Origin of the sequence: Chitinophaga sp. HK235 (genome assembly GCF_018255755.1) — a bacterium.
Taxonomy (GTDB): Bacteria; Bacteroidota; Bacteroidia; order Chitinophagales; family Chitinophagaceae; genus Chitinophaga.
Genome location: NZ_CP073766.1, coordinates 8,179,400 through 8,204,704, shown reverse-complemented (window position 1 = coordinate 8,204,704; position 25,305 = coordinate 8,179,400). Strand labels below are relative to the sequence as shown.

The 25,305-nt window shown below is 48.0% G+C and carries 13 protein-coding genes; 7 read left to right on the top strand and 6 right to left on the bottom strand.

The genetic code is table 11. From position 1 onward, the window contains the following. Together KD145_RS31720 and KD145_RS31715 are read right to left on the bottom strand one after the other, a co-directional pair. On the bottom strand, positions 1–4,023 hold the full coding sequence (locus KD145_RS31720) for an MBG domain-containing protein (RefSeq protein ID WP_212003795.1): 4,023 nt from the start codon (positions 4,021–4,023) through the stop codon (positions 1–3). A 161-nt stretch (positions 4,024–4,184) separates the two neighbouring features. After that, the gene (locus KD145_RS31715) at positions 4,185–5,201 is read right to left on the bottom strand and encodes an NAD(P)-dependent alcohol dehydrogenase (protein ID WP_212003794.1); all 1,017 of its coding nucleotides are present in this window, start codon (positions 5,199–5,201) and stop codon (positions 4,185–4,187) included. Between the two features lie 134 nt (positions 5,202–5,335). Here KD145_RS31715 and KD145_RS31710 point away from each other — a divergent pair, with 134 nt between their 5' ends. After that, on the top strand, positions 5,336–6,184 hold the full coding sequence (locus tag KD145_RS31710) for an AraC family transcriptional regulator (RefSeq protein WP_212003793.1): 849 nt from the start codon (positions 5,336–5,338) through the stop codon (positions 6,182–6,184). Positions 6,185–6,371: 187 nt separating this feature from the next. Continuing rightward, a complete protein-coding gene (locus KD145_RS31705; protein ID WP_212003792.1) occupies positions 6,372–7,079 on the top strand; it encodes a hypothetical protein in 708 nt (235 codons plus the stop codon). Between the two features lie 98 nt (positions 7,080–7,177). On the opposite strand, the gene KD145_RS31700 is transcribed toward KD145_RS31705, so the two are convergent. Continuing rightward, complete coding sequence (locus tag KD145_RS31700; protein WP_212003791.1) at positions 7,178–8,065, bottom strand: SH3 domain-containing protein; 888 nt, start codon at positions 8,063–8,065, stop codon at positions 7,178–7,180. Positions 8,066–8,431: 366 nt separating this feature from the next. Between KD145_RS31700 and KD145_RS31695 the strand changes: the two genes are divergently transcribed. The 5 genes from KD145_RS31695 (at position 8,432) to KD145_RS31675 (ending at position 23,042) form a co-directional block, all read left to right on the top strand. Beyond that, positions 8,432–12,838 (top strand): hypothetical protein, encoded by a 4,407-nt coding sequence (locus KD145_RS31695; RefSeq protein WP_212003790.1) that lies wholly within the window; start codon positions 8,432–8,434, stop codon positions 12,836–12,838. An 18-nt stretch (positions 12,839–12,856) separates the two neighbouring features. Beyond that, positions 12,857–19,444, top strand: a complete 6,588-nt coding sequence (locus tag KD145_RS31690; protein ID WP_212003789.1) for a gliding motility-associated C-terminal domain-containing protein — start codon at positions 12,857–12,859, stop codon at positions 19,442–19,444. A 54-nt stretch (positions 19,445–19,498) separates the two neighbouring features. Beyond that, positions 19,499–20,467, top strand: a complete 969-nt coding sequence (locus KD145_RS31685) for a type IX secretion system membrane protein PorP/SprF (RefSeq protein WP_212003788.1) — start codon at positions 19,499–19,501, stop codon at positions 20,465–20,467. 20 nt (positions 20,468–20,487) lie between these two features. Then, positions 20,488–22,470, top strand: coding sequence for an OmpA family protein (locus KD145_RS31680; protein ID WP_212003787.1), 1,983 nt, complete (start codon positions 20,488–20,490; stop codon positions 22,468–22,470). 116 nt (positions 22,471–22,586) lie between these two features. Next, positions 22,587–23,042 (top strand): hotdog fold thioesterase, encoded by a 456-nt coding sequence (locus KD145_RS31675; RefSeq protein ID WP_212003786.1) that lies wholly within the window; start codon positions 22,587–22,589, stop codon positions 23,040–23,042. A gap of 76 nt (positions 23,043–23,118) precedes the next feature. Here the strand turns inward: KD145_RS31675 and KD145_RS31670 are convergent, their stop codons facing one another. From KD145_RS31670 to KD145_RS31660, 3 genes are all read right to left on the bottom strand, one after another. Then, complete coding sequence (locus KD145_RS31670) at positions 23,119–23,979, bottom strand: hypothetical protein (RefSeq protein ID WP_212003785.1); 861 nt, start codon at positions 23,977–23,979, stop codon at positions 23,119–23,121. Positions 23,980–24,142: 163 nt separating this feature from the next. Next, the gene (locus tag KD145_RS31665; RefSeq protein WP_212003784.1) at positions 24,143–24,652 is read right to left on the bottom strand and encodes a GNAT family N-acetyltransferase; all 510 of its coding nucleotides are present in this window, start codon (positions 24,650–24,652) and stop codon (positions 24,143–24,145) included. A 115-nt stretch (positions 24,653–24,767) separates the two neighbouring features. Further along, positions 24,768–25,187: a hypothetical protein gene (locus tag KD145_RS31660; RefSeq protein ID WP_212003783.1), complete on the bottom strand. Its 420-nt coding sequence runs from the start codon at positions 25,185–25,187 to the stop codon at positions 24,768–24,770. Positions 25,188–25,305 lie beyond the last annotated feature (118 nt).

Here is a 25,305-nt window from a genome sequence, read left to right as displayed (position 1 = left end):
TTACCTTATCAGCAATACACTGCCTTTTTGTGTTATCGGCCCGCAGGAGGTGACTGCCTGGATAACATACACATAAGCACCTGCAGGCAGCTGCTGTCCTTTGTAGCCGCCGTCCCAGCACAGAGCGGGGTTGTTGGAATAAAACACCAGCAGCCCCGCTCTGTTATAGATACTACACTCAAACCTGCTGACATCTTTCCAGTAACGCACCCCGAAACAGTCATTCCTGCCATCTCCGTTAGGTGTAAAAGCATTCGGCACTTCATACCGGACAGGGCTCACCAGCAGTATAATAGCTGCTGTACCTGAACAACCGTTGGCTGCTGTGCCCACCACCGTATAAGTAGTCGTAGCAGCCGGTGCAGCAAACGGATTGTTCGTATCAATATTACTCAATCCCGTAGCCGGTGACCATTGATATTGCAAAGCCCCTGCAGCCATCAGCCTTGCTACATTGCCGGCACAACTGATATCATTGGATTTGGTGGCCGTAATAACAGGCGAGGGCAATATCCGGCAATAAACAGTGTTGGTATAACTGGTCACTCCAGAAGTCGCCACCATACACCGGAGGTATTGGCTGATACGGCCAGTAGTAGCATAATCCGGCATAGTGGCACCGGGAATATCCCTCCAGGTGACACCGTCTCCGCTCCGTTGCCATTGATAGGAAACAGCCAATGTTGAAGGGATAACGGTAACGGACGTACTAAACCGGGCGGTGGCGCCGGCACATATTTCCTGATCTGCGGGCTGCTGTATAATCAGCAGCTGTATATTTTCTACGGTCAATGTACCATTGGTCAGTATCAGATTATAGTTGACAGCAGCTCCACCGGTTAATTGAATCGGATAAGTGCCCGGCGGGCTGCTGATGGTGGCAGTAGTTGCGATGGCAGGTATAGCAATGGCCGTTTCATTATCCCCACTAACAAAGCCGTTATAAGTCATCGTCAATATGGGATTAGCTGTATTGTAAGGTCTTGACAAATCATCAGCCCGAATGGTCAGATCTTTTTTCAGGATGTTCAGGTTGCCATTGTTATAATTTAATGTATAGTTATTGTTTAAGGCAAGTGATCCCTGCAAAATCGTATATACGCCAACGTTTTCTCCCGCTGTACGGATTAGTGTGCCGGTGAATACATCTCCTGCTATTAATGCCGGCGCCACATTAAAGGTCAGTACAGGATCCGGATCCCCATAAGTTTTATTTTGAACAGTAGCTGTAACTGTTACTGTTTTTCTATTGACCTGCAATGTAAAGCTGATATCAGCGGCGGCCAGGTAGTTACCATTACCCGTTTGTGATGCGGTGATAACAGCGGTGCCGGCAGCTAAAATCGTCACTTGTCCGTTGGCTGCTACGGTAGCTACAGCTGTGTTACTGCTGACATACGTTACATTCAATCCGGAAGAAGTTGTTGCGGACCCGTCTGTGGCGGGATCTCCATAAGTAACAATCACAGTACCTCCATTGGTTACGGAGGAGAACTGAAGAACCTGGGGCTTTTTGTTGACCGTTAACACCACTGCAGTGCTGGTAGTAGTCGCGCAGTTATCGGTTACCACACAGCGGTAGCGGTAATTATTCATGCTGGCAGGTGGATTGGTGAGGGTTAGTATAGTGTAGGCAGTGCCACTATATACACCACCATCTGCGAGGTTCACAAATCCGCTGCCCGTATCTTCCTGCCATTGATACACAATGGTGCCACTGCCGGATGCTGTTACGCTAAAGGTGGTGTTGTCGCCAAATGTGATGGTGCTGCTGGCCGGCTGACTTGTAACAGCGGCCCCCATGTTAACAGTCAGGTTGAGAGTAGTAGTACTGTCGCAGCCATTCAGCAAAGAGGCGGTGGTATAGGTGGCAATGGCATTACCACCGGCTGTAATACTTTGTCCATTCCAGGTGTAAGGCAGCTGACTATTGCAGATGGTAATATTTTCAACAGCTGTTTTCTTTTTATTGACCGAAAGCATAACCTCGTTAGTATTAATAGCCGGGCATCCGGTTTTACTATTCACCACGCAACGATAGTTATAGCCATCGAATCCCGCAGGGATGCCTGTCAGTGTAAGAACGGCCGTAGTGGCGCCGCTGTAGTTGGCGTCATCCTGAACATCGGTAAAACCACTGCCGGTGTTTACCTGCCATTGAAAGATGTTGGCATTGGTACCTGCCACGCTGAAGCTGGTGGTTTTGTTTTCGCAAACCGTTTGCGCAGTGGGTTGAGTTGTGATGGTGACAGCAGGACATATTACCACTTCATCTGCCCCGGGGTCTGGTGCAGTAGTGCTGCGCAGCTCTCCGTCAATATCATCGGTAATGCCTGCAAGCGGCGTGCCTTTGTTATCAATGGAAATATTGGCGGTAGTAAGATGCAGGTCATTGGCACCCGCAAATACCGGTTTAACATTGATGGAATGCGTATTTCCGCCCAAACTGGTTTGCAAAGCCGCCAGGCTGGTGACAAGCGACGCGGTGGTGGCGCCCAGATTCCCACTCTCACTGTAATAGTCATTATAATCGATGGTACCGAAAACAGCCGCTCCGGTACTGGCCCGGTTAGCTACAGCCAGCCTGCTGTTTGCATCACCAATGGTTTGCAGGTTGGCAAAGATATTATTCCTGATATTGATACTTCCCGTTGTGTTTACATTACCGGTTATCAGCAAACAGGCTGCTTTGTGCGCACCTGTCGAAGACGGATTGGTGTTCAATGCCACCGTATTAAAATCTATATCATAACCTCCTCCTTTGTCTATCACAATGCCATTCCCGTTATGATTAATCTGAAAACCGTCATAACCCGCTGAAGTAATATCCCATATAAAATTGTTATAAACCCTGGTTGCAGCATCAGCGTTATTGCATACCAACATAATCCCCGACGCACCGGCAATCCCCATATTCTTGTTTTTGATACTGCTGATCCGGTTGTTGCTAATGGTTACCCCCGAAAGTGTACTATACTGGAAAATGCCCATTGGCTGAAAAAAGCCGTTGCTGGTAAGATCCGTAATGGTATTACCTGTAATGGAGATACCTGCATTTAATGTGTTGCAGGAAATAGTAATACCGATGGGCCCATAGGCGGAAGGTCCGGCATAACTCATTCCCGAGATCGTATTATTGGATACGGTGGTGTTCATGGTACCGACATTCAACCATATGCCACGGTCAAACTCATCATTACCGGAATCAAAATTTCCGATACGGTTATTACTGATAGTCAGGCCATTTACACCCAGCGCCATGATACCTCCAAACCGCAGTGCATCCGTGCCAGTGGCATTCAGGTCATTGTTCTCAATCCGTATGTTGCTGTTTGATGTATTGCTGGCACTGTTCAGATAAATACCTGTGTAAGCACGGCGTATATCGTTATTATACAGGAAGATGTCATTAAAATAGCCGGGGTTGGAAATAACAGTGGCATCTGCTGCAATAACGGCCGTGGCAGCCAGACTACCATTGACAATTGTAGTATTGGCCACTGTCACATTTTTAACAGGCGTAGTACCAACAGAGCCTATCACCAGTACATTGGGGGACATTATACCGTTATTGACCAACATCAGTGCACGACCCGGTGCTCCATTAGATCCATCCATCGATATGTTACAAGCTCCGTTCAGCTTTATGAGCGGAGCGTTGTTGATGATTCCGGAAACAACCGGTGTTGTTCCTGTTGCCGGTTTTATACTGATATCGGAATAATTTGCACCACCGGTACCACTTGCATTCAGTGTAGCCGTTGCCGTTTCAGTGGTATTGCCTGTTATAGTCAAGTTAAGCTGGCCCTGATGGGTGCCGGTATTGACCGCGTCGAATGCTGCTTTCAGGGTTGGGTAGGTGGTAGGCCCCAATGTTCCCTGGGTGGCTGTCACCACTACCTGTGCGTTTGTTTTTACAGGTTGTAGCACTGCTGACAGCAACAGTATTATCAGACCTATGCCTCTAAACAGTTTTACCACGCTGTTAACTTCCGGTGAAGCCGGATGTTTTGGCTGTTTCATAAATATCGTTGACGAACAGGGTTAGGGGTATCAGATGGCGAAAGAAGAGGATTTACACCCTCTTCCTTCGCCTGAAATTGCATATTAACCGATAAATATATGATTTTTTAGTAGAATGTTATTGTTAAATATTTGTCTAAGGGAGATTACTCTCATTGCGATTAGGCTAGCGAGATCACGATCTTACCCACATGCTGACCGGATTCCAGCCGCCGGTAAGCATCCTGTACCTGATTTAAAGTATAGGTTTTATCAATTACAGGATGAATATTGTTGATGGTGATGGCGCGGTTCATGGCATTGAAACTTTCTGCACTACCTACAGCAAGGCCCTGGATACGGATGAAGTTCATGTTGATCCGATGCTGATGGATATCGAGTGGCAGCGCTGTTCCGGATATAAAACCCGCTGTGCCTACATAGCCGTGTTCCTTTACCGATAACAGTGACTGGCCGATTGTTTGCTCTCCGGCCACATCCAATGTAATATCTACACCTTCCCCGCCTGTCAGCGCTTTCACCTGCTGATGCCATTCCGGATACTGACGGTAGTTGATCACCTCATCAGCACCAAGCGCTTTGAGTTTCGCAGCCTTTTCATCACTGCTGGTAGTAGCAATCACCCTGGCCCCCGCTGCTTTGGCTATCTGCAGGGCAAACAATGATACGCCTCCCGTGCCCTGGGTAAGGACAGTCTGGCCCAGCCGCAGACCAGCCTGGTCTATCAAGGCATACCACGCGGTAAGCGCTGCAATGGGCAGTGTGGCCGTTTCTTCAAAACTGAGGTTCTCCGGTGCCTTCACCAGCCCATGTTCCGGAATACTGACAAATTCAGCCATTACACCGGGTATCTGCCAGCCTACCCGCACCGCATTACTTTCTGCATCTATCCTGCCCTTTGTCCAGTTCTGCACATATTGAATCACCACACGGTCTCCCGGTTTCCATCTGGTAACGCCGGCTCCTACTGCCGTTACCACGCCCGCTCCGTCTGATGCTGGTGTATAGGGGAAAGACACGTTTTTGTTAAAACTGCCATTTACCATGATCAGGTCGAGATAATTTAAAGACACGGCTTTAATATTCACCAATACTTCATTGGCCTGAAGTGCAGGTATGTCGCGCTCTTCCACCACCAACTGATCTATCCCGAAACTTTTTAATTGAACTGCTTTCATCTGTTTATCATTTTTGTTTTTAATGATACAAAGGTGAAACAGCGAAGAAAAAACATGCAGTACAATGATTTGAAAAAACAGTAACATTCCTGGATGGACTGTAAAGCAGTAAAAAATAGCTGTATTTTTATACCATGGATTTTTTACATGATTCTTTTGCTGTGGAAATAGCAGCATACGACGAATGGCAGGAAAGAAGCCGGAAAAACAACTTCTTTGAGCTGGTATACATCCTGGATGGAGAAGGGCACCAACGGGTGAACAATATTCTCCACCCTTATCATAAAAACGGTATTTTTCTTTTACCGGCCGCTAAATGCCATTATTACCAGGTAGACAGACCTACCCGTTTTCTGTTTGTTCGTTTTACCGGTACCTACTTTGTACCTGGCCCGAATGATTATGTAGATTACAGCAGCTGGTTCAGCCGGCTGAATTTTATTCTGGGCAATAACAACTATCATTCAGGAGAAGTGGTGAAAGACCCGGAAGATAAAGCACAGTTAAAACGCCTGTTGGACAGCATTCTCTATGAATATGAGAAAAAGGATATCTGTTCAGCCTTTATCATACAGAATACTTTGGTGGCTGTGTTGGCGATTATTTGCCGCAATATGCAGAAAAGGATGTTGAGCGGACGTATGTTTAGTGATGATCGCTTTGCCGAACTGCTGAACTTTATCAGCTTTAATATCCTGGATGTAGAGAAACTTTCTGTACCTCATCTGTCACAACGGTTTCATATTGCAGAAACCTACTTCAGTGAATATTTCAGACGTAATGCCGACGAACGCTTTCAGGATTACGTGATGAAGCTCCGGTTAAAAATTGCCGAATCACGCGCTGTTTATACGGATGCATCCTTACAGAATATTGCATTGGAGCTGGGTTTTACAGACAGCAGTCATATGAACCGGATGATGAAAAAATACTATGGCAAAGGCATGCGGCAGATCCGGAACGGACAGAAACAGGAGGCTTGAGGATAATAAGCCTATGTACTGCATAAATATAATATTGTTTGAAAATTGAAGCAGCGTCTATTCTTTTCCTGATTTAAAGGTAGCGGCATATGCGATCAGAACAACACCCTCCCATTTTAACTTTAGGTTAAATGCAAGCGAATAGACCTTGTTAATCTGATCTGTAACATTTTTCAACAAAAAAACCATGCTTAAACCCATCAGCATTTTCCTTTTCTGCTGTTGCTGGATGCAGCAAGCCCGCGCCCAGATAAACTGGGGCGCCAGTGTAGAAACCTCCATCTACGAAGGTGGCTGGACGAAACATATCCCTACCAGGGATTTTAAGGGATTTGACCATAAGTTTACCCTGAAAGCGGGCCTGGCACTGGAAAAAAAACTGAATAAAAACACCAGCCTGCACCTCAATCCTTCATTCCTATGGGGCTCCTATCGTTTCGACTCACATGTCACCGTCAACAACTTGCAGGCTGAACTTCCGCTATTGCTGATGAAAAGCCTTCCGGTACGGCATGATACTCGTTGGTTATACGGTATCGGTCTCTCAGCTGATTTTAACCTTACCAAGGATCGCAAACCGATCAGTGATCGATATTTCTCAGATCCCATCACAGGAGAAGTCACCGATTCCTACATCGGGCAATATCACAGAGAATTGATTGTGCCTGCAGTCGTGCTGGAATCCGGTTTTGATATCGGGATCACTCCCCGTAGTGCGCTATACATAGGACTGCTGGGACATATTCAGCTGCTTAATTCCAACTATCTTTCCAGCAGTGTTTATTCCTTCAAAGACGGGTATAGCCAAACTTTTAAAGGGGATGACTTTAATACCTCCTATCTCTCCCTGAAGCTGGCATACAAATTCATGAAAGGTAATGGCGGTAAAAAATAACATGTTTTTTATCCAGATATTAAATGAATTAAGCACTCAACATCAAAAAGGCCAGCCTGACGGCCAGCCTTTCTATTATTTATTTTTTAGGATAAAACTTATTTCGCGATCAGGGATACTTTAGCATTTACAGGGTCCCATACATATTGTTTCTCTCCTTTTTCTGTAGTAGCCATAATGTTGTTGCCATCCTTATCCAGGTTGTCTGTCGCCTCTTCTGTGGTCATATTCCAGACGATCATATCTGGTTTTCCATTCTTTTCGTTGGGGAAGGTAAATGTTTCGGAATGATAATAAGCACCGGCGTCACCCACATTGGTTTTATCAGGGAAGCGGACCAGTTTTCCTTCTTTTGTCCAGCCAAAATAATAGTCATAGGTAGGAATACCACAGGCTTCACCACTAAAGGTAAGGGTGATGATATTTTGTACGCCGGTGAGCCCCATTCCACTCATCACTTTGGCGGTGCTATAGCTGGCGCTTTCATCATCAGGTGTGATAAGGGAGCCGGAAGCCAGTATTTTTCCTTTCTGTACTACTTTTAATCTGATCAGAAAACGTTTGCTGATTTCCTTGGTGCCTTCCAGTACATAACTGCTGTCAGCACGACGGTCTACTGCATAGATAAACTTTACATCGCCACGTCGCATGGGAGAGCAACCTATCAGGCCTTGCCAGATGTATCCATCTTTAGCGATGCCGTCTTTTATATACCTCACCTGTAACCACGGACCTTTGAGGCCTTTCAGCGTAAGGCTTTTATCAGTTATCTGTGTAATGGTGACATCGTCGCCGGCCAATAAGGTATCAATGGGGAGCTGGCGGGTATCCGGACTGATTCTTATAAAAGCGGTATCGGCAAAAATATGGCGGACCGAATCCTCTCCATTTAACGACCATACACGCATGTCTTCAAAATAAGGGGCTTCCTGTGCCAATACTACCTGGCTGAAGCAGGCAAACAAAACAAATAATAATCTTTTCATGATATCTATTCTAAAAAGGGAGAGCAAATATCAGTAAAAAAATGATGATATGAAATGGCACCATCTTTCCTCACTTTCTTTCAGTCAGATCTCTTCATGTTTCAGCGCATCCAACATTTTTACTTCTCATGTGAGATACCTACCGATTTAGCTTACTAAAAAGAGAGACCGGGAAAATTCCCGGTCAGTATTGAATATATTGCTCAAACATGATATAAATATTTAATTTTCAATTAAATATAAATTATAAATCTCAATCAGTTATAAATTAATTTATATGTGTTAATAATGTTTTATTATAGTTTACATATATATATTTGCGCTCAATTCAATTAGCAGATTTTTTATTCATACTACTACCACATAATGAGCGGTCTCCTTCGTAGCATCGCACTGGCATTGCTTTGCCTGCCAGCGACATATGCTTTAGCCCAAAACTGTACTATCAACGCAGGCGTAACAACGTCTGTTTGTCCCAACAACAAATTTATTCTTGCCGGCTCCAGCAGTGGACTCATCGCCGTCAATCCCGTGTGGACTCAGGTTGGCGGCCCTGCCGTCACCATCAAAAACCCTGGAAGCCTCACATCGGAAATATTGGGATACACACCCGGAAACACCTATAAATTCAGGCTTTCAGCCAAATGTGTAGATGGCTCTCTGATATTTGATGAAGTAATCTACAATACCTATCCGGCCACTATCGCCAACGCCGGCGCAGACATCAGCGTTTGCCCGCCAGGCGGTACACTGCAGGCTAATGCTGCAGGTACCGGCGAAAGCGGCATCTGGACACTGGATGGTAGCCCTCAGGGCATCACCATGATCAGCAGCCCAACTAATCCTGTACTCAATATCAAAACAGATGCGGATAAAGCAGGAACTGCCACCTTCCACTGGACTATCACCAGTAATAACTCCTGCCGCTCTTCCGATGATATCGTTGTTACCTATCCCGGTGGCGTAATGCCCGTGACAGCCGGGGCTGACCAGGTACTCGGCAACTGTTATACCACCACACAGTCAGCCGTCATGAACGCCTCTTTTGGTGGTACCAATATCAACGGGCAACAGGGCACCTGGTCTGTACTCAGCGGTCCTACCGTTCCGGTATTCAGCAATATACATGATCATAAAGCTACCGTTTCCAACCTGACTACGGGCACGTATAAACTCCGTTGGACAGTACAAGGTCCCTGTGCTAATGGCACTGCAGACGTTACCCTCACTGTACCGGTAGGCACACAGTCTGTCACCGTTGCCAGGGATGCAGAAGCTACCTATTGCGATGGCCGCACCAGCACCATCATCACCGGGCTTACACCCGCCTATGCCGGCGAAACCATCACCTGGACCAACGTTTCAGGAGCAGGTACCATCGTTTCTCCCAACAGTCCTTCTACAGAAGTAAAAAATCTTAACGGACAAAACAGCGCGTTCCGTTATACGATCAGTAATCCTAACACCGGTTGTAATACCTCCGGGGTCTACACTGTCAAATACACCGTGCCTCCTACTATTACAGCACCATCACCGGTAGTGGCTCCCTGCAATGCTTCGTTCGTGACAGTCAATTACAGCTATACCGGCGGAGACAAAACACAATGGTCACTGATCAGTGCTCCGGCAGGTGTACCGACCACAGGTTTTGCAGATGCCGCCTACCCGCTGCTTTTACCACAGTATACCATCCCCGGCACTTATCTTGTTCGTCTGAGAAGAACCACCAACAACGGTTCCGGCGGATGCCAGGACCAGTATGCAGATGTATATGTACAGATCTCCCAGTCTCCTACTGCTGCCAACGCCGGCACACGGCAGGTACTGGCCTGTAGTATCACCGAAACACATCTCGCCGGCAACACACCAGCAATAGGTACCGGCAGCTGGTCGCAGGTAAGTGGTCCGGGCATCGCTCAGATAGCAGACAGGAAAGACCCTACCACACTGATTTCACAACTGCTCAATGGTACCTATACCTTCCGCTGGATCATCACCGGCAACATGGGCTGCCCCAACCAGCAGGCCGATGTACAGGTAGTAGTGTCCGACAGAAATCCTACTGCCGCAGCAGCCGGACAAGACCAGACTATTTGTAACAGTACTCCCTATAAATTACAAGGCAACAAACCCGGTGTCAATGAAAACGGTTTGTGGAGTGCAACACCCGCCACCGGTGTGATATTCTCTGATCCCGCAGACCCGCTGGCCACTGTTACCGGCATGGCTCCTAACACGGCCTATACCTTTACCTGGACTGTCAAAAACAGCTGTGGCCAGAACTCCGCCAACGTGCATATCACCACTTCGGCTGTAGCTGGCCCTAAACAGGCTGTGGCCGGGCCAGACAAATGCCTCCCCGCAGGAACCACTGCCCTCACGCTGGCCGGCAATACACCTGCCAACGGCGAATCCGGTAAATGGACCGTCATCGGCAGCAGCAATGGCCTGACCTTTACCGATGACACCCAGCCTAATACCGGTGTAACCGGCGCCGGCAATGGCACCTATCAGCTGGAATGGAGCCTTTCCCGCAACGGCTGTCCTGCTACCCGCGATACTGTATTGTACACCATCGCGACTCCTGCCACCACCGCCAACGCCGGCACCAACCAGCGCCTCTGTGGCAGCCCCAGCATCACCCTGCAGGGTAATGATCCTGCTGTCGGCACCGGCAAATGGAGCCAGCAACAAGGGCCTGGTGGCATCACCATCGTCAACCCTTCTCAATATAATACCAGTGTCAATAATCTCTCAGACGGCCGTTACATTTTCCGCTGGACCATCAGCAACGGCGCCTGTGATGTCAATTACAGCGAAGTGACCTACACCATCACCACACCTCCCAGTGATCCTAATGCAGGACCAGACCAGGTTGTATGCGATGGTGCCATGGCTACACTGAATGCCAACACTATCACCAACGGTATCGGTACCTGGAGTGTATTGAGTGGCCCTTCCAATCCGCAGTTTGATAATCCGTCTGATCCTAAAACCACGATCTCCAAATTAAAGACCGGTACATATAAGCTGCAATGGGCTGCCAGCAGCGGTCCTGATTGTGCATTAAAAACAGATGAGGTAATACTGACAGTGAAAGAAAGTGCAAAGATTCAAACGACTACCCAGCAACTCTGTAATGCAACTACCGCGATGATCACCGGTAATGAAGGCAGCACCGGCACCTGGAGCCAAACCGGAGGCCCTGCAGGTCCCACTATAAAACCTAATGCCAGCAATGCTGCGGTGATCACCAACATGACTCCTGGCAACACTTATAAATTTACTTATACCATCGCAGCTGATGCAGGTTGCAACAGCACCAGCGCAGAAGCGACCATTATCACCAGCGCCCTGCCTTCCACCGCAGCCGCCGGGCCAGACCAGCAATTCTGTCTTCCTAAAACAACCAGCAGTATATCTACTACCCTGCAGGCAACCACACCATCCTACGGCACCGGCATATGGACGGTAGACAGCAAGCCGGATGGTGCCACCGATCCGGTTATACAAAACACAGCCTTACCCAATACTGCAGTAGACAACCTGCTGCCAGGTATATATGTGTTCAAATGGACCGTCTCCAACGGCTACTGCACCAGCAACTCCGATATCATGCGGATCGTTGTTTCTGCTGAACCCTCCGATCCACAGCCCGGAGCCGATCAAAACAATGCCTGCATCAATAATATTCAGCTTAATGCTATCACACCCACTTCCGGTATCGGAACCTGGAGCTTTGAAACAGTGCCTGCTGGCAATACTGCTGTGATTGAAGGCATCAACGCACCTTCCACCAAAGTACTGGGAACAATAGTAGGACAGTATGCTTTCCGCTGGACTATCAGCAGCGGCGTATGTCCTTCCAAATCAGCGTTGGTAAATGTAAAGGTCACCTCCGTGCCACCTAACCCGGCCGATGCCAACGTAGGCAAGACTGTTCCGGATGCTCACTGTATTCTCAGCGGTACCAGCACCGCTATTACCCTGCATGCCAATGCACCGCAGGCTGGTGAAACCGGTAAATGGACCATCGAAAAAGCAGATGGGTCTCCTGCACCGTTTACCTTTACAGCAGATGATCCGCAGACGACGGTGTCTAACGTCACCGCAGGTGAATATCTGCTGCGCTGGACCATCAACTCCGGCAGCTGTGCCAGCACCAGCGAATTCCCTGTCAAAGTATATGATAAGCCATCACCCGCTAATGCTGGTGTTACACAGAATATCTGTCTCTATAGCCCGTTAACATTAAACGCCCAGGCGCCTGCCATAGGAACAGGTATCTGGTCTGTAATCAGTAGTGCTGCAGGTACACCGGTATTCGATGTACCCAACAATCCTGCTTCCGGCGTCAATGGCCTCGCACCGGGTACCTACACTTTCCGCTGGACCACCACCAACGGTGTATGCCCTGCCAGCAGTGCTGATGTACAGGTGAATGTAGATGATTGTGGTATCAAGGTTACCAAAGCAGCTACGCAGCCCACACAAAACAGCGATGGCTCCTATAATATTCAGTTTACCTTCACCCTGCATAACCCTGCCACGGCTGTTACCATCAACAATGTGCAGGTGACAGATTATATACCGGCATCTTTACCTCCTGCCGCCACCTATACTGTTACCAGCCATTCCCTCACGGGTATCAACGGATACAATAACGCCTTCGACGGTAAAACCGACATCAATCTGCTGCAACCCGGCCAGGCCTCTCTTGCGCCAGGAGCTACTGCTAGCATTACCCTCACTATCAACGTAAAATTTTTCTAGCAGTTCAACAATAAACCTATGACCAAGAAAACATTCCTTGCCGTAAAATACCGGTTGACTGCTCTACTCCTGCTGGCCTTTCTGGCCGGAGCAAAGGCCCAGACCGGAACCTATAAAAACACTACCGGCGCCAGCGGAACGGCTTCCGTAGGCGCTACTCCGGTGAGTGATATTGCTTCCGCCACTTTCCAGTTCCCTGCAATAGGCATTGCCGTTGCAGCAGGAGCCCCGGATTTACAGGCCGATGGCAGCTATAATATCACCTACACCTATACGATTCAGAATATAGGTGGTATAGCGCTTACACAGGTACAGACTGTGGCAGACCTGTCTGCCACTTTTCCGGCACCTATGGCGTTTACGATAAAGTCAGTATCAGCCAATGGAGTCACAGCTAATGGCTCTTTTACAGGGGCAGGCGGCAACACCAATCTTCTAACGGGCACGAATACACTGGCTGCCGGCTCCTCCGCTACTGTGACGGTCATCGTCAACCTTAAAAACAATGGCCAGTATGGTACCTTCAATACACAGGCTACTGCCACCGGCAATGCCGGCGGCTCTGCTGTATCAGACATATCCGTCAATGGTCTTGAGCCCGATGCCAATCATAATGGCACCGCCTTCGATGATAATTCACCTACACCCGTGAAAATTGAAAGGCCGGATATACAGATCACTAAAACCGTTTCAAACCTAACACCTTATGTAGGCACCACCGTAGTATTTACCATCACCGCCACCAACATAGGTGCGGGTGATGCTATAGGCGTTACCGTGCCCGAAGCACCCGGAGACGGCTTTACGATCCAGAGTTCCAATGTTCCGGGAGGCACCAGCTACGACAATACGGTATGGACAATCGGCAAACTAAAAGCCGGTGAACAAAGAGTGCTCACCATCACCGCATTCGTAAAAGCAAGCGGAAATTTCTCGAATACCGCTTCTTGTAATATTCCGGAAGATATTAATACCGGCAACAACAGTGCGACCGTTACGCTCACACCCAAACCCGCTGCCGATGTACAGATCACCAAAACTGTTGATAATCCTAAACCTAATGTAGGAGATGCTATCCTCTACACGCTGACCGCTAAAAATGCCGGCCTTAGCGACGCTACCGGCGTAGTGGTTACCGATAAACTGCCTTCCGGTCTTGAGCCTACCGGCACATTGCCATCCGGTGTAACCTATGATCCCGGGCTCCGGCAATACACCTGGACCATCGGCAATATGGCTGCCAACACCACCCTGACACAAACTATTGCAACTACCGTAACAGCAGATATTGACCGGTCCAATTTTACCAATACCGCCAGCATCGTACTGAACGAAGATGATCCGGTACCGGGTAATAACGTGGCTACCGTAACGATTGTACCGAGAGAAAAAGTTGACCTGGGTGTTACCAAACAAATCGTAACCACCACCAACCCGATATATCCGGGAGATCCTACGACCTTCATCATCAAAGTGAGGAACTATGGACCTAACAACTGTTATGATGCCAATGTAACCGATGTGCTTCCGAATGGATATACCAACTGGAATGCAACTCCCGGCAAAGGAACATTTGATGCCGCCACTGGTTTGTGGAAGATTGGTACTATGTTGAAAGATGAAGTAGTGACGCTTACGCTGACAGCCAACTTCAAACCTACCGGCAGCTATGGCAACACTGCCACCATCATCACTACAGACAACGACACCAATCCGGCCAATGATGTAGCCACCGTTCCCGCACCAACGGTTAAGCCACGTACCGACCTGCAGGTGACCATCGCCACTATAGGTACACCGGACGTAGGTAATAACCTTACGTTTAATGTCAACATTAAAAATAATGGTCCCAGTGATGCTACCGGCGTAACAGTAGAGAACCTTCAGCTCCCGATTGGATATACGTTTGTATCTAAAGACAAAGCCAGCTATAATCCGGCAACCGGTATCTGGACCATTGGTAATCTCACTGCAGGGTCCACCATCACACTGAAAATAGTAGCTACACTGCTGCCGGATGCTATTTACAATTTCGGAGCACATGTATATGGCATTGAAGATGAAACCACACTGGCAAACAACAATGCCAATACCAATGTAGTAGTGGCCCAGGTGGCCGATCTGGCAGTCAATAAAACCATTGACAATGCTACTCCCGAAGTAGGTTCCACTGTCAACTTCACCATTACTGTCACCAACAACGGCCCAAGCAAGGCTACCAACGTAAAGGTAACCGATGCTATCCCCAACGGCTACACGGTGATCGCCACCACTCCTTCTGCCGGCACCTATTCCGCTGGCATATGGAATGTAGGCACCATGCTCAAAGGCCAGACAGAAACGCTGAAATTATCGGTGACTGTAAATGCAAGCGGTAATTACACCAACACCGCTACTGTTATTGCTACCGAAAAAGATAAAGTACCAGGTAATAATACTTCTTCCGTAACGCCGGCTGTGGTATACATTGCAGATCTGGCAGTGACTAAAACAGTTAACAATTTCGCTCCCGATGCCGGTTCTACGGTGATATTTACCGTCAGCGTCATTAATAACGGCCCTAACCAGGCCAACAATGTTGTGGTGACTGATTTGCTGCCAGGCGGGTATCAGTTTATATCTGCTACTCCTAGCAAAGGCACCTATGATCCGGCTACTGGTCAGTGGAAAATGCTTCAGATGGCACCAGGTATTCCGGAAAATCTGATGATTACGGCTAAAGTAAAGCCTACCGGTAGCTACAGCAATACCGCCACTGCTAAGGCTGATGAGAAAGATTCCAATCCGGCCAACAACACTGCAACTGTTACACCAACAGTAAGACAGATAACAGACCTGGCCATCACCAAACAGGTAGATAAACCAGTGGCAGATGCAGGCAGCGATGTGAAGTTTACATTAACCGTCACCAACAATGGTGTCAGCGATGCTACCAATGTGAAAGTAAATGATCTCCTGCCCGGCGGCTTCACCTTCAAAGCAGCCTCCCTGGCTACTTACAGCAATGGTGTATGGACAATCGGCAACATGCCTGCCAACAGCAGCCTGCAACTGGATATTACTGCCACCGTCAACCCGGAGGGAGATTATACCAATACTGCAACCGTTGCAGGTGACGAATACGATCCACAGCCCAACAATAACAGCAGCAGCATTACGGTTACCCGCACACCTGTTACTGATCTGGAAGTAATAAAAACCGTGAGTGATAATACACCGGATGCCGGCCGGACCATCACCTTCACGATCAAAGCCATCAATCATGGTCCCAGCAAGGCCACCGGCGTAAAAGTAACTGATGTATTACCCACTGGTTATACCTTCGTTAGCGCCACACCGGGCCAGGGTGCCTTCAACAGTGGCAGCGGTATCTGGAACATCGGAGCGATGGATGCAAATGCTATCGTCAACATGACCATCAGCGCTACTGTAAAAGCTACCGGCAACTACAGCAATACTGCTACTATCAGCGGAACAGAAGCAGACCGCATCCCTACCAACAACAGCAGTACAGTAACACCGGTACCCGTTACGGTGGCCAATCTTAAAGTGACCAAAACCATCAGCAACGATAAACCCGATGCCGGTTCTACTGTCACCTTTACAATTACCGCCACCAACAACGGTCCCAGTGCAGCAACCGGTGTAACGGTAACGGACCTACTGAAAAATGGTTACCAGTTCACCGCTAAAACAACAACTGCCGGCGCTTATGATGAAACTACCGGTATCTGGACTATCGGCAACATGGCCAACGGAGATGTTCAAACGCTGACCATCACCGCCAAAGTGCTGCCCACCGGTGATTACAACAATACAGCCACCATCAGTTCACCAGTAAAAGACAACGATAACAGCGATAATACCGCTACCATTCCTGCTCCACAGGTAAGACCCGTGACAGACCTGGTAGTGCTGAAAACAGTTGACAAAACCACTGCAGATGCAGCCAGTAACGTAACCTTCACGCTGACAGCCACCAACAACGGGCCCAGCACCGCCACCAACGTAGTAGTGACAGACCTGCTCCCGACCGGCTTCAGCTTCGTAAGCGCTAATCCGGCTGCAGGTTACGACAATGTCTCCGGCAAATGGAACATTGGTACCATGAACAGTGGTGCCAGCCAGATCCTGCAAATCACAGCGACCGTTAATCCGGAAGGCAATTACACCAATACCGCCACTATCGCCGGTACAGAATATGATCCTAACCTGACCAACAATCAACAGGATGCTTCTGTAACCCGTATTCCGGTGAGTGATCTGGCAGTAACTAAAACAGTAGACAACAGCACACCTGATGTTGGTGAGATCGTGACCTTCACCATCCAGGCCACTAACCACGGACCCAGCAAGGCCACCGGCGTTATCGTAACAGACGTACTGCCAGCCGGCTATTCACTGGTAACCAGCAATACCGCTACCGGCACCTACACTGCCGGCAGCTGGAATATTGGTACACTGACACAAAACGCAACTGCTACCCTCACCATACAAGCTACGGTGCTCGCGGGCGGCAGCTACAGCAACACTGCCACTATCGCCGGCAATGAAGTTGACCGCGTACCTGCCAATAACACCAGCACTGTAACGCCAACGCCTACACCGGTGGCCAACCTCAGCGTAGTAAAAACGATCAGCAACAGCACGCCGGATGTAAGCAGCCAGGTAACCTTTACCATCACCGCCAGCAATAACGGTCCTTCCAATGCTACCGGTGTAACGGTGACGGACATACTGCAATCCGGCTACCGCTTTGATCAGGCTGTACCTTCAACTGGTACTTATGATAATGCTTCCGGCAAATGGACCATTGGCAATCTTTCCAACGGACAGTCTGCTACCCTTCAGATAAAAGCCACTGTACTGCCTTCCGGCGACTACAACAACAAAGCGATCATAAAAGGAAATGAAAAAGATAAAACACCTGCTGATGATGAAAGCGCCATTACCGCACCCGTACCGGTGCCGGTTGCGGACCTGCAGGTGAATAAAACCGTCAGCCCGCTGGTGCCTGGCACCGGCGATCCGGTAACCTTCACCATCACTGTAAAAAATAACGGTGCCAGCAATGCCACCAATGTACAGGTTACAGATATTATCCAGAGCGGCTTCAGCTTCCAGCAGGCTACCACGGCAAAAGGCAGCTATAACAGCAGCACCGGTCTGTGGACTATTGGTGATATGAACGCCGGAGAAACAGTAACGCTGAAAATAGATGCGTTGGTGAATACTACTGGTATCTATACCAATACCGCCACCGTTAAAGGCAGTGAGAAAGATCCCAACGCCAGCAATAACAGCAGCACGGTGACCATCACCCCTGATCCGGTTGCAGACCTGAAAGTGACCAAGACAGTGTCCAATATGGCACCTCCGCATGGTTCCGATGTGACCTTCACCATTGTTGCCGGCAACAACGGTCCCAGTGGTGCAACAGGTATCATCGTAACAGATATACTGCCAACCGGATACACCTTCAAGTCCGCGAATCCTTCTACCGGCACCTATTCCGCCGCTACCGGTTCATGGACCATCGGCCAGCTCGCCAATCAGGCTACCGCTCAGCTGACCATCACTGCTACTGTCAATAAAACCGGCAGCTACGCCAACACCGCCACCATCAAGGGCAACGAAACAGATCGCGTAGCCACCAATAACAGCAGCACGGTCACACCGGTACCAGTACCGCTGCGTACCAACGATGATGCCGCTTCTACCGAAGAACCAGACCCGGTGACTATCAATGTGATCAAAAACGATATCTATGGCAATACCGGTCATACCGTCTACATTAAAGACCTACCCAAACATGGTACCGTAAAAGACAACCAGGATGGCACGGTAACGTATACACCGGAACCCGGCTTCGGCGGCACAGATCAGTTTACCTACTATATCCAGGACCAGTCAGGATTTATATCCAATGTATCTATAGTTACGGTAGATGTCACCAAACGCCTGGTAGACCTGGCTATTAAAAAGGTACTGGTTACCCAGCCGGCAGAAATCGCCGTAGGCAAAAACATCGTGTTTGAGCTGACGGTTACCAACAACAGCAGCAAAGGCGCCAGTCGTGTAGTCGTGACCGATATACTGGCTCAGAATATCGGTGACACCGAAATCAAAACTGAAACAGCAACAGGTAAAGCCAGCTATGAACCGGTATCCAAAACCATGACCTGGAAACTGGACTCCCTGGCTCCTCAGCAAACCGCCAGACTGCTGGTGACCGCCAAACTGATCAGCGGAGGCCAGGTAGAGAATACAGCCACGGTGGCTGGTGCCAACGATGATCCGGATATGACCAATAATACCGCTACCGCCGGCTCGGCGATAAAAGGGGCTGACATATTTGTGCCTACCGCCTTTACACCTAACGGAGATGGTATCAACGACAAGTTCATTATCCTCGGCATAGACAAGTACCCCGGATCAAGCCTGGTGATATTCAACCGCTGGGGCAACGTAGTATACCGTTCCAACGATTACCGCAATGAATGGGATGGTTCTCAGCTCCATGAAGGTACCTATTACTATGAACTGGTTTGTCCTACTTCCAACGGCAAAGTATCGCTGAAAGGATGGGTACAGCTGGTACGATGATCACCGTGAAATCAATGAACTATCATGCAACATTTTATGCTGAAAAGATTATCTATGAATAAAGCCCTATCTGTTCTGATCTTCATCCTGTGCGGAGTTACCGCCTCCGCACAGCAGGATGCGCAGTTTAGTCAGTATATGTTTAACGGCATATACGTTAACCCGGCCTACGCCGGCTACAGGGAGCAATGGAACATCCATGCGTTTTACCGCAACCAGTGGACCAATTACCCCGGCGCACCCAAAACATTCTCAGTGGCAGTAGACGGCAGTGCCAATAATGACCGTGTGGGACTGGGCTTACAGGCGATGAGTGATAAACTGGGTGCCTCCAGTACAACCTCCGTATATGCTACCTATGCTTATCGTATACCCATGAATGAAGACGGCTCTTCCAGGCTGTCATTAGGTATCAGCGCAGGTTTCCTCCAGCAGCGGCTGGACGTTTCACTGCTGACCACCTCTTCTTCCGTAACCGATCCTGCACTGATGAGCGGAGAAAACAACAGAACGCTGCCGGATGCCCGCTTTGGTATTTTCTATCACCGGGAAAAATTCTATGCGGGCATCTCCGCCAGCAACCTGCTGGCGCAGTCCTTCCAGAAATCCGCTGCCATGAAAGAATACCTTCCGCTGAAGCCACATCTGTATTTTACCATGGGCGGGCTTGTTCCGCTGTCAGAACAACTGTTGCTGAAGCCCAGCGTATTGTTTAAGGAAGATCTGGCAGGACCTACCAGCATAGACCTGAATACCTTTCTGCTGATCAGTGAGAAGCTGTGGATAGGTGCTTCTTACCGCACAGCCTTCCTGCGCAAATCCAACCTGCAGGAAAGCCTGAAGAAGCCAGCCGCGCTGGTATTCATGGCCGAGGTATTTGTTAACGACAAACTTCGTGTAGGCTATGCCTACGATATGACCATGAATGGAACGGTAGCCACCAACTACCCCACCCATGAGTTTTCCATCGGTTATTTCTTTAAACGGAGAAACGCCAGAATGATGTCTCCCCGTTATTTCTAACCCTGTATAATGATCGTTGTATGAAATTAACCGGACAAAGCAAGTTTGTTCCTTACCTGCTCCTGCTGATGGCAGGTGCAGGTTTCAGCCGGCAGGCGAAAGCACAGTATGCCTACAGGGAAGCTTTAAACGCCTATCAGCTCTATAATTTCGAAAAAGCCAAACCACTTTTCGAAAAAGCCTTTCGTAAAAAGCCCAGTGCCAAAGCCGCACAGGGGGCTGCAGACAGTTACCGCCTGACGAAAGACTATCAGCAGGCAGAAATATGGTACGCCCATCTCTGGGAAACCCAGGGATATACACCCGCCGATGAACTGCATTACGCCGCCATCCTGATGAACAACGGCAAATACGAGGCTGCGGCCAGTCATCTGCAACACTATCTTCAAGCTGATCCCAACAACAAGCTGGCCCTCCATATGCAGGAAGGTTGCCGTATGGCCGCCACCTGGCTGGGCCAACCTGTTAAAGGCACCCTGGAAAACATGCAGGCCCTCAATTCGCCCTATTCCGACTGGAGCATTACCCGCTACCACAACAAATACATCTTCGCTTCTGACCGCCCGGTCCGGGAGGTGCTGAAATCCGCTTTCTTCGAAAACGAGAACATCAAAAAGAAGATGTACACCTGGACCGGCAACAGTTACCTGCATCTGTACGAAAGCAATGGAGACAGCACAGATATAAAGCCGCTCGAAAAGAAAACCATCAACGGGGCCTATCACAGCTCCAACGCCTCCTATAACGGCAACGGCAACACGATGTATCTGGCTGTGACCACCCTGAAAAAAAGACCAGGTTCTGCACTGGGCAAGGATTCTATCCTGACCATGAACATCAGCGTTAAAGAGATCACCCTGAATGATCAGCAGCAATGGGTGGTTTCTCCGGAACTGCCCTTTAATGCTACCCTGCAGTATTCTGTAGGCGATCCCTGGATCAACCCTGCCGGAGATACCCTGTACTTTGTTTCCAATACCGGCCCGGGCCAGCAGGGAGGCACCGATATTTATTATGCGGTTAAAACCGGTAATAGCTGGAGCAGTCCTGTGAATATGGGCCCACAGATCAATACCCCTGGTAATGAGCGGACGCCCGCCTTTGATGCAGCAGGCAGCCTTTACTTCGCCAGTGATGGCCATCCGGGACTGGGCGGACTGGATATCTTTAAAGCCACCCAACAAGCAGGAGGATGGAACATCATTCAACTCGGAGTACCCGTCAACAGCCGCCACGACGACTTTGCGCCGGCACTGCTGGACAGCACGCTATATTTCGCATCCAACCGTGATGGCGGCAAAGGTAGTGACGATATTTACCGGTTCATTAAAGCTACCCCGCCTGCTCCCAAACCGGTGCCAGCACCACAATTCAGCATCAGTGGCATTGTCACCGACCGGACCGCCAATATGCCATTAATAGCGGTAACCGTTACCCTCACCCATAAAGTGACAGGCGTTATTGTACAGACATCTACAAATGATGATGGCCAATACCAGTTCCCTGCCGACAGTGGTGGCGTATATGAACTAAGTTATGTAAAATCAAAATATACCGCCATCACCCACGATACCCTTTCGCTGAAAGGATATACAACATCGGTCAACATCAAAAGGGACAAACAGATGGAACAAACACCGCTGCATGTGCCTTTCAAGCTGGATAACATATACTTCGATCTGGGTAAATCCGATATCCGTCCGGATGCAGCCAGAGAACTGGACAAACTGGTAACCCTCCTGCAGGAAAATCCCACCTGGGAGATAGAACTGGGTGCCCATACCGATTCCAGGGCTAACGATGCGTTTAACCTCGCCTTGTCGCAACGTCGTGCAGCCGCCACCGTAGCATACCTGGTTAAAAAAGGTATCAATGCCCAACGCCTGACAGCTAAAGGATATGGAGAGACCAAACTGGTTAACCGTTGTGCCAACGGCATAAAATGCACGGAAGCAGAACACCTCGCTAACCGCAGAACAGAGTTTATCATTCTGAAATTATAATATCACGCGACGACTATTACAGCAGAGGCACTTCGGTATCGAAGTGCCTCTTTTTTGTCCTTTACCCTGAATATCCCCTGAAATCAATACCTTCATCCGGTGAATAAAAAATCGTTATGGAACAACCACCTATCTGGCATTCGGAAGTAAACATCCATGAATTGAATGCAAAAGGCCGCTCCACTATGAATGAACACCTGGGTATGGAGTTCACGGAGGCAGGCAATAATTATCTCCGTATACGCATGCCCGTAGACCACCGCACCGTACAAACCTATGGTATTCTGCACGGAGGAGCTTCTGTAGCATTGGCGGAAACAGTAGGCAGTATTGCCTCTACGCTGGTGATAGATCCTGCCAAAGAGATCTGTGTAGGCATGGAGATCAATGCCAATCATATAAGAAGCGCCAGAGAAGGATATGTACATGGCACCGCCTCCCCTATTCATCTGGGCCGCAGGAGTCATATCTGGGAAATAAAAATCACCGACGATCAGCAGCGGCTGATCTGTATCTGCCGCCATACCGTAGCGGTGATGGAAAAAGAATCGTTTATGGCGGGAGCTAAATAGTTAAATGTGGCGTCAGCAAAAATAGAAGAGGCGTCTCATTATGTTGAGACGCCTCTTTTACTTCGTTAAATTTAGCTTATTTACTTCTGATAAATCTGTAAACGCGCTCCCCCATGGGTTTGTCATTTTCAGTAAACTGTTGTTTGCTTAACAAGCCAGTTTTTTCATCAAAAATATTCGTGATTTTATAAGTATCCGTTGATTTACCAGATGAACTTGAAGTTGACTCAACCACCAATTTTGTCAGGTTGTTTCTGCCGGTTGAAAACAGGTTGCCTTCTTCCCAGCCGAGTAAAAATGCAATATATGGATTGACAGCGAAGAAATACTGTAAGGTGTTCACTTTGTCATCATAGGAATAGGTAGCCTCTCCTTTAACTGAATTGGAGAAACCGCTATTCTTATAATAATAACTATGAAGATGCCCCATGAGGTTACCATTAGCATAGGTAAACTCTGTATAATCCATTGATTCAAAGTCACTGGTCCTCAATGTGTCCTTTGTTCCGTACAGGGTGACCATATTCCGGTTATCCAGGGTCAGAAAAGCGGAGTCTTTTCTGCCGCCCTCATAGGTAATATAATTAGTTACTTTGTTTCCCTTATACACCAGGACATCTGTCTGAGACTTCACATCATTTTCCGTCCTTTCCATGCCCACACATTTCCCATTAACGTATTTAAACGCTACAGTTTGAGCATATTTTTTGGTGGCCTTGTCATAATAATAATACAGTTTAGCCACGGTGTTATCATCATTATATACAAAACTATCCGCAGGCATACCATCTTCATAAACGGTGGCCGGCAGATAAAAAACTACAGGAGGATCAACAGGTATCGGAGGCTCAGTGGTATCATTTTTTTTACAGGATACAGCAGCCAGTACAAATAAGGCAACTCCTGCTTTCAGCAGAATGGCGTGTTTCATTTTCATAAACTATAGGATATATTTTGTCCAGCAAGGTTGATGGCTAAGTACATGACAGGTATATAATTACACGCTGAAAAAACGGGTCTTGCAATTTCAGATATTCAAACTTACAAAATATGTGGCAGTTAAATATTTATATAATTTAACATGAAAACTTTATCATGCATTAACCAATCTGCTTTTCATACAAATTATTTAAGGAATGCGGCATCTTTACCTCCCCTACTTTCTTAAATCCCTGCTGCTCATAATAGCTGCAAAGCCAGGCATTGCCTGCATTACAGTCCAGCCGGAACAAACGACATCCTTCAGCAAGCAGTTTATCTTCAATCATGTTCAATATGACTGTTCCCAATTGCTGGCCGGCAAACTGCTTTCTGACTACCAGTGAATGAACATAACCTGCCGCTGCGTCTTGTTCCCCCCAATAAAGAAGATCTTTATCAGCCAGGCGAAACATGCCTGCCAGTTCATTGTCCTGATTCCCTACTGCAAAAAACTCTTTCTGCTCCAATCCCTCTTCTATCCAGCTGATTTTTTCTTTTGGAGGATCAAGCCATACATGCCATTGGTCCAGTCCTTTAGCCTGAATTGCAATGGCTGCTTCCTTCAGCAGCTGCAGCACCAACGGTAATTCCTCCGGTTGGATAAGTCTTAATTTCAATGTGTCTGTCATCGCAATAAATATTGCAACAAAAGTAGGGGAAAACATTTGTCTCATAAAAACAGGCGTCTCAAACAATCATGAGACGCCTGTTTTAAAACTGTATTTATTACCGGGGTTTCCGGACTTATTTAGCCTTTACATAGTAATAAACACGCTCTATTGATACTACGGGATTGCTCCATGCTACCTCCTGTTTACGCAATAATCCTGTTTCACTGTCAAACGTGTTCGTTATTTTGTGTGTAACAGAGAGGCCGGGGGCTCCATCCTTCTGCGATTCATATGATATCTGCACAATATTATTTTTACCCATTGAGTACTGAGTACCGCCCACTAACGAGAAGAAAACAGTGAGATATGGGTTTTTACTGAAGAAGTATTGCAAAGAATTCTCCTTGTCATCGTAGATATAGCTATAGCTGATTTCAGTATTGGTAATACCGGTACCTCCTTTAATGTATGTATGTTTCAATGCTTTCGCGAGATTACCATTCGTATAATTGAATTCCCAGTATTTTACATTTTCGCCCGATTGGTCACGCATCGTATCTTTTGTATTGATCGGCGCAAGATATAAAATTAACAGGGATATCCAGGGTCCATTGTACAACATAAAACGACCCTTTAAATAATTCAGATTGAGTGAAATAATATCTACCTTG

What these genes read in the sequence shown, in the direction of transcription:
- KD145_RS31695 (WP_212003790.1), top strand. Translation starts at nt 8,432, where the DNA reads ATGAGCGGTCTCCTTCGTAGCATCGCACTGGCATTGCTTTGCCTGCCA.
- KD145_RS31675 (WP_212003786.1), top strand. Translation starts at nt 22,587, where the DNA reads ATGGAACAACCACCTATCTGGCATTCGGAAGTAAACATCCATGAATTG.
- KD145_RS31680 (WP_212003787.1), top strand. Translation starts at nt 20,488, where the DNA reads ATGAAATTAACCGGACAAAGCAAGTTTGTTCCTTACCTGCTCCTGCTG.
- KD145_RS31715 (WP_212003794.1), bottom strand. Translation starts at nt 5,201, where the DNA reads ATGAAAGCAGTTCAATTAAAAAGTTTCGGGATAGATCAGTTGGTGGTG.
- KD145_RS31690 (WP_212003789.1), top strand. Translation starts at nt 12,857, where the DNA reads ATGACCAAGAAAACATTCCTTGCCGTAAAATACCGGTTGACTGCTCTA.
- KD145_RS31700 (WP_212003791.1), bottom strand. Translation starts at nt 8,065, where the DNA reads ATGAAAAGATTATTATTTGTTTTGTTTGCCTGCTTCAGCCAGGTAGTA.
- KD145_RS31665 (WP_212003784.1), bottom strand. Translation starts at nt 24,652, where the DNA reads ATGACAGACACATTGAAATTAAGACTTATCCAACCGGAGGAATTACCG.
- KD145_RS31685 (WP_212003788.1), top strand. Translation starts at nt 19,499, where the DNA reads ATGAATAAAGCCCTATCTGTTCTGATCTTCATCCTGTGCGGAGTTACC.
- KD145_RS31705 (WP_212003792.1), top strand. Translation starts at nt 6,372, where the DNA reads ATGCTTAAACCCATCAGCATTTTCCTTTTCTGCTGTTGCTGGATGCAG.
- KD145_RS31710 (WP_212003793.1), top strand. Translation starts at nt 5,336, where the DNA reads ATGGATTTTTTACATGATTCTTTTGCTGTGGAAATAGCAGCATACGAC.
- KD145_RS31720 (WP_212003795.1), bottom strand. Translation starts at nt 4,023, where the DNA reads ATGAAACAGCCAAAACATCCGGCTTCACCGGAAGTTAACAGCGTGGTA.
- KD145_RS31670 (WP_212003785.1), bottom strand. Translation starts at nt 23,979, where the DNA reads ATGAAAATGAAACACGCCATTCTGCTGAAAGCAGGAGTTGCCTTATTT.
- KD145_RS31660 (WP_212003783.1), bottom strand. Translation starts at nt 25,187, where the DNA reads ATGCGTGACCAATCGGGCGAAAATGTAAAATACTGGGAATTCAATTAT.